Annotated in this window: 5 protein-coding genes; 4 read left to right on the forward strand and 1 reads right to left on the reverse strand. The window is 66.1% G+C overall.

The window, feature by feature from the left end:
- The first annotated feature begins 174 nt into the window (after positions 1–174).
- The 4 genes from rlmN (at position 175) to argG (ending at position 4,216) form a co-directional block, all read left to right on the forward strand.
- Positions 175–1,377 carry a 23S rRNA (adenine(2503)-C(2))-methyltransferase RlmN gene (gene rlmN / locus IVA80_RS35395; RefSeq protein WP_247439743.1) on the forward strand — a complete coding sequence of 401 codons (1,203 nt, stop codon included), beginning with the start codon at positions 175–177 and terminating at the stop codon, positions 1,375–1,377.
- 64 nt (positions 1,378–1,441) lie between these two features.
- Entirely contained in the window at positions 1,442–1,936 is a 495-nt protein-coding gene (locus tag IVA80_RS35400; protein WP_247439744.1) for a hypothetical protein, read from the forward strand.
- A 58-nt stretch (positions 1,937–1,994) separates the two neighbouring features.
- A complete protein-coding gene (locus tag IVA80_RS35405) occupies positions 1,995–2,783 on the forward strand; it encodes a phosphatase PAP2 family protein (protein ID WP_247439745.1) in 789 nt (262 codons plus the stop codon).
- Between the two features lie 95 nt (positions 2,784–2,878).
- Positions 2,879–4,216: an argininosuccinate synthase gene (gene argG, locus IVA80_RS35410; protein ID WP_247439746.1), complete on the forward strand. Its 1,338-nt coding sequence runs from the start codon at positions 2,879–2,881 to the stop codon at positions 4,214–4,216.
- A 153-nt stretch (positions 4,217–4,369) separates the two neighbouring features.
- On the opposite strand, the gene IVA80_RS35415 is transcribed toward argG, so the two are convergent.
- Positions 4,370–6,292: OmpA family protein (locus tag IVA80_RS35415; RefSeq protein WP_247439747.1), on the reverse strand; the 1,923-nt coding region annotated here is incomplete at its 5' end.

Consider the following 6,292-nt stretch of genomic DNA (forward strand, 5'->3'; position numbering starts at 1 on the left):
CTATATAGAGGCGTATTCCAAAGTGTAGCCGTCATGGCTGGGCTAAAGCGCGAAGCGCGTCTTCGTACTAAATGTCCCGGCCATCCACGCGCCACCGCGATTGACGAAACACGTGGATGCCCGGGTCAAGCCCGGACATAACGACTACCAACAGCAGTGATCGTAGGCCTATTGATGCAACCGACGACCGAGCCGCACAACGCAACACTGGTGGAGAAGACTCCGCTCGAAACCTATGTGCCGCCGGCCAAGCCGTCGCTGATCGGCCTGTCGCGTAGCGAGCTTGCCGACCGCCTCGGCGAGATCGGCGTCGCGCCGGCCCAGCGCAAGATGCGCGTGCAGCAGCTGTGGCACTGGATCTATTTTCGCGGCGCCCAGAATTTCGACGAGATGACCTCGGTCTCGAAGAATGTCCGCGCCGATCTTGCACAACATTTCACCGTCGACCGGCCTGAAGTCGTGGCCGAGCAGATCTCGAACGATGGCACCCGCAAATGGCTGTTGCGCCTGCCGAGCGGCGACAACGCCGAAAGGGCGCATGAAGTCGAGTGCGTCTACATCCCCGAGACCGATCGCGGCACGCTCTGCGTCTCCTCCCAGGTCGGCTGCACGCTGAACTGCTCCTTCTGCCACACCGGCACGCAGCGGCTGGTGCGCAATCTCACCGCCGGCGAGATCGTCGGACAGGTGATGATCGCGCGCGACCGTCTGAATGATTGGGCCGATCGCGAGGACGGCACGCGTCGTGTCACCAACATTGTGATGATGGGCATGGGTGAGCCGCTCTACAATTTCGACGCGGTGCGCGATGCGCTGCTGATCGTCGGCGACAATGAAGGCATCGGTATCTCGCGCCGCCGCATCACGCTCTCGACCTCCGGCGTGGTGCCGAACATCGTGCGCGCAGGCGAGGAGATCGGCGTCATGCTCGCGATCTCGCTGCATGCGGTGCGCGACGAACTGCGCAACGAGCTCGTGCCGCTCAACCGCAAATATCCGATTGCCGAGCTGCTGCAGGCCTGCCGCGATTATCCCGGTGCGTCGAACGCGCGCCGCATCACCTTCGAATATGTGATGCTGAAAGGCGTCAACGATTCGCTCGACGACGCGAAGCTGCTGGTGAAGCTGCTCAAGGGCGTTCACGCCAAGATCAATCTGATTCCGTTCAATCCCTGGCCCGGCACCGCCTATGAATGCTCGGACTGGGAGCAGATCGAAAAATTCTCCGAATACATCTTCAATGCCGGCTATTCCTCGCCGGTGCGCACCCCACGCGGCCGCGATATCCTCGCGGCCTGCGGGCAGCTCAAGTCTGAAACCGAAAAGCTCTCGGCCCGCGAACGCCAGGCGTTGCGCGCCATGGCGATGACGGATTGAGGATGCGTGCGCGTGCCCGCGCCCTCGCATCCTCGTCATTGCGAGCGCAGCGAAGCGTGGCGTCATGTCCCTGATCGGCCGCCTCATCGTCATCTTTATCGGCTTTCTAGCGGCCTGTTTTGTCGGCGGGATGATCGTTGTCGTCGCGTTATTGTTTCCGGAGTTCGCCGATCTCGGCGCAGGTCCGGTCGATGAGGGCGTGATCGACATTCTGCTCGGGTTCGGCTTCATCTTCGTCTCGGGATTCGCGCTGGTACCGGCGGCGGTGATCGTCGCGATCACCGAAGCGCTCTACATCCGCAGCGCGCTCGCCTACGCCGTCGGCGGCGGCGTTGTCGGGCTCGCCTGCTATCTCGGCCTCATTCCCTTTCACTCCGACACGTTGCAGTTCGAGGGCATCGTGCGGCGTCACTTGGAGATCATGACCGGCGCAGGAATTGTTGCCGGCGTCGTCTATTGGCTGATCGCGGGCCGCAACGCCGGCGCCTGGCGCAATCCGCCGCCCCCGCGCATGCCGCCGCCGCCGCTGCCGTCGAGTTCAAGGTCGGATGCGCGGTGACTTTCCTACCTTCACCTTGGGGTTTCCATCTCCTCCTCGCTCCGCTAAACCGCGCGCCATGAACCGGACTGGACTTTTCATCGCCCTGGCGCTGTGGCTCGTGATCGGCGTCGTTTTCGGCCTCTATCCTGAGCTCGATCTCAAGCTCGCCGCGCTGTTCTTCGATCCTGAAACGAAGACGTTTCCGCTCAAGCTGAGCGGCTGGGCCGGCATTGCGCGTGATGCGGCGATGTGGATTGCCTGGGCGTTCGCGCTGCCCTCGCTCGTGGCGCTCGTGATCAAGATGGTGCGGCCCAACCGGCCGCTGATGGTGTCGGGGCGTGCAATCATCTTCCTGCTGGTGACATTGACGCTGTCGGCCGGCATCCTCACCAATCTCACCTTCAAGACTTATTGGGGCCGGCCGCGTCCGGTGGTGGTGACGCAGTTTGGCGGCGACCAGCAATTCGTGCCGTGGTGGGATCCGCGCGGCGATTGTGCGCGCAATTGTTCGTTCTTCTCGGGCGAGGGCGCGACCGCGTTCTGGACGCTGGCGCCCGCCGCGCTGGCGCCGCCGGCGTGGCGACCGCTCGCCTATGCCGGCGCGGTTGTGTTCGGCCTCGTGACCAGCGGGCTGCGGATGGCCTTCGGCGGCCACTTCTTCACCGATGTCTCGATCGCCGGCCTCGTGACCTTCGTCGTGATGTGGTTCGGCTATGCGCTGATTTACCGCTGGCCGCGAACGCGGTTTTCGGACGAGGCGGTCGATGCCGCCCTGACCCGGCTGAACCTGCCCGCCTACCGGCTTCGCCAGCGCCTGTTCGGCCGCAAGCTAGGCCCCAAGATAGGCCCCGAGCCCTCGATCTGAGCCATTATAATGCGTGCCGAGACCGGCGAAATTTGATATTCGCGCGGTCAACCCGTGAAACGCCATCAGCCCTTCGAGACCCGATTGGAAGCCCCATGACCACGATCCTGAAAAGCCTGCCCAAGGGTGAGAAAGTCGGCATCGCTTTTTCGGGCGGTCTCGATACCAGCGCTGCGCTGCTCTGGATGAAGCAGAAGGGCGCGCGCTGCTACGCCTACACCGCCAATCTCGGCCAGCCCGACGAAGCCGACTACAACGAGATCCCGGGCAAGGCGCAGGAGTTCGGCGCCGAGAAGGCGGTGCTCGTCGATTGTCGCACGCAGCTCGTCCACGAGGGCATCGCCGCGATCCAGTCCGGCGCCTTCCATATCTCGACCGGCGGCATCACCTATTTCAACACCACGCCGCTCGGGCGCGCAGTGACGGGCACGATGTTGGTCGCTGCCATGAAGGAGGACGGGGTCAACATCTGGGGCGACGGCTCGACCTTCAAGGGCAACGACATCGAGCGCTTCTATCGCTACGGCCTGCTGACCAACCCGGGCCTGAAGATCTACAAACCCTGGCTCGACCAGCAGTTCATCGATGAGCTCGGCGGCCGCGCCGAAATGTCGGCGTTCATGACCGTCCAGGGCTTTGCTTACAAGATGAGTGCGGAGAAGGCTTATTCGACCGACAGCAATTTGCTCGGCGCCACGCACGAAGCCAAGGATCTCGAAAGCCTCGACAGCGGCATCAAGATCGTCAACCCGATCATGGGCGTGCCGTTCTGGCGTGACGACTGCAGCGTCAAGGCCGAGAAGGTCGTGGTGCGCTTCGAGGAAGGCCAGCCGATCGCGCTGAACGGCCAGACCTTCAGCGATCCCGTCGCATTGTTCCTGGAAGCCAATGCGATCGGCGGCCGCCACGGGCTCGGCATGAGCGACCAGATCGAGAACCGCATCATCGAGGCCAAGAGCCGCGGCATCTATGAAGCGCCCGGCATGGCGCTGCTGCACATTGCCTATGAGCGCCTCGTCACCGGCATCCACAACGAAGACACCATCGAGCAGTACCGCATCAGCGGCATGCGCCTCGGCCGCCTGCTCTATCAGGGCCGCTGGTTCGATTCGCAGGCGCTGATGTTGCGCGAGACCGCGCAGCGCTGGGTCGCGCGCGCCGTCACCGGCGAGGTCACGCTGGAGCTGCGCCGCGGCAACGATTACTCGATCCTCAACACCGAGAGCCCCAACCTGACCTATGCGCCGGAGCGGCTCAGCATGGAGAAGGTCGAGGACGCCCCCTTCACGCCGGCCGACCGTATCGGCCAGCTCACCATGCGCAATCTCGACATCGCCGACACGCGGACGAAGCTGAAGCTCTACACGGACACGGGGTTGTTGTCGGGCAGCGAAGGCGCGCAGATCTTCAGGCTCGAGAGCGACAAGGACTGAGGCTGCGTTCGTGGCCCGGATGGAGCGAAGCGCAATCCGGGACTTTCTCACCAAGCGATAGATCCCGGATTTCGCTTCGCTCCATCCAGGCTACAAAGCAGACAAACAATAATGGCCGGGATCGCTCCCGGCCATTTGCATTTGGGTGTCGCCTCAGCGCGGCGGCGCGGTGCCGGGCGGGGGCGGCGGCAGTGAGGCCTGTCCACCGTTGAGCAACGGCGTGATGTTGCGGACGGTGACGCGCCGGTTGATCAGGCTCGGCCCTTGCACCTGCTCCTTCAGATACTGCTCGCCGTAGCCCTGCGAGGTCAGGTTCTCAGCCGGCACGCCGAACTGCTGGGTCAGCAATTCGGCCGCGGACTGCGCACGACGGTCCGACAATGACAAATTGTCGACGTCGTTGCCGACCGCGTCGGTGTGACCTTCGATCAGGAACACCACGCGCGGGTTGGCCTGGATCGCTCGGTTGAGACCGTCGGCGATCGACTGCAGCTTCGCCGCCTGGTCCGGTGGGATGGTCCACGATCCCGTCTCGAAGTTGATCGTGTTGAGGTCGATGCTCGGCATTTGCATGCGAACATTGGGGCTGTAGCGGATCTCGTCGAGCGTGTAGCGACGATCGATCCGTTGCACCGGCGGTGCCACCATCGTCTGGTAGATCACGTCCGGCGACGCCTCCTGGGCGTCGACGATATAGCGATCGTAGGGAATGTTGACGACCGGAGGCGGCGCGTCGACATAAAAGCCGCCGACCGACCGCGGATCGCGGTAGCTGTTGTCGATGATGATGAGCTCGCGCCCGCCGGGGTCCCTGCGGATTCGACGCAGCAACCGACCGTCCGGACCGACAACAGTGATGATCTCGCTGCCGTCGGGACGGATCACGACAGTGCGGGTATCGCCGCCGACAGTGTCGGTGCGGATGTCGCGGGCGCCATAGCGGAAGCGATAGAGATCGTTGCCGCGGACGTATGTCTGCCCACCCGGGTCGCGGATGATGATGCGGTCCGGCTCGGTGTAGACGGTGCGGCCGCCTTCGATGGTCTCGTGTCGCTGGTTGCGGTAGTCGGCGATGGTGGCGCCGATCACAGCGCCGGCGACGACACCTGCACCGATCGCGAGCGGCGTCAGGTCACGCTGTGGCGGACGCGGCGGTGGCGGCAGCGGTGCTGCGACCGTAGGCGCAGCCCGGAACGCGGGAGCGACGGTCGGCGGAGCGTATTGCGCCCTGTCGGGCGGTGGCGCTGCGGCTGGCGTGGCTGGAACGACACTCGGCGCTGCGGCGCCGGGCGGGGGCGTGGGCCGAGCCGGGACACCGGCCTGCGGTGAGGCGGGCGGAGTTCCGGCAGCAGGCCCGCCCGCAGGAGGAGTTCCACCTTGGCGCCCAGACGGCGGCGTGACAGCGCCGCCGGGAGCCGGTGTCGCTGTCGGAGCGGGGGTTGCGCCGGGTGCGGGCGTTGTGCCCGGTGCGGGACCCGGACGGCTGGACGGCGGCGTCGGGGTGGCCCCTGGCGCGGGTGTCGTCGTTGGAGCGGGCGTGGCACTTGGAGCCGGTGCCGGCGATCCCGCGGCCGGAGGCGCGCCGGGACGTCCGGGCGGCGGCGTACCGGGGCGTCCGGCGGGCGGCACGCCAGGCGTGCTGCCCGGAGCCGGCGTCGCGGTCGGCGCAGGAGTTGCTGTCGGTGAAGGTGTGGTTGTAGGCGCAGGTGTGGTGGCGCGACCGGGCGCGCCCGGTCGCGCCGTCGGCCCTGCAGGCGCAGGAGACGGCGTTGCTGTGGGCGCGGGCGCAGGACGACCCTGAGGAGCCGCTGCAGGCGGCGGTGCCGATGTGTGCGGCTGAGCGGCCGGAGGCGGCGTCGGTGCGTGCTGCTGCGGAGCCGCGGCCGGAGGCGATGGTGGCGGCGTGGGAGCCGGTCGAGCCGCAGGGGGCGGTGTCGGGGCGTGCTGCTGCGGGGCCGCGGCCGGGGGCGGCGACGGCTGCTTCGGAGCGGCAGGCGGAGGTGGCGGAGCCGGACGGGCCGAAGGTGGTGGCGGAGGCGGCGCTGCGGGGCGCGGCGGTGCGGCAGCCGGCGGAGA

The sequence above is a fragment of the Bradyrhizobium sp. 139 genome (assembly GCF_023074175.1).
In the GTDB taxonomy this organism is placed as follows: domain Bacteria; phylum Pseudomonadota; class Alphaproteobacteria; order Rhizobiales; family Xanthobacteraceae; genus Bradyrhizobium.

Coding starts and splice junctions, on each gene's coding strand:
- IVA80_RS35405 (WP_247439745.1), top strand. CDS start 1,995: ATGAACCGGACTGGACTTTTCATCGCCCTGGCGCTGTGGCTCGTGATC.
- IVA80_RS35400 (WP_247439744.1), top strand. CDS start 1,442: ATGTCCCTGATCGGCCGCCTCATCGTCATCTTTATCGGCTTTCTAGCG.
- argG (WP_247439746.1), top strand. CDS start 2,879: ATGACCACGATCCTGAAAAGCCTGCCCAAGGGTGAGAAAGTCGGCATC.
- rlmN (WP_247439743.1), top strand. CDS start 175: ATGCAACCGACGACCGAGCCGCACAACGCAACACTGGTGGAGAAGACT.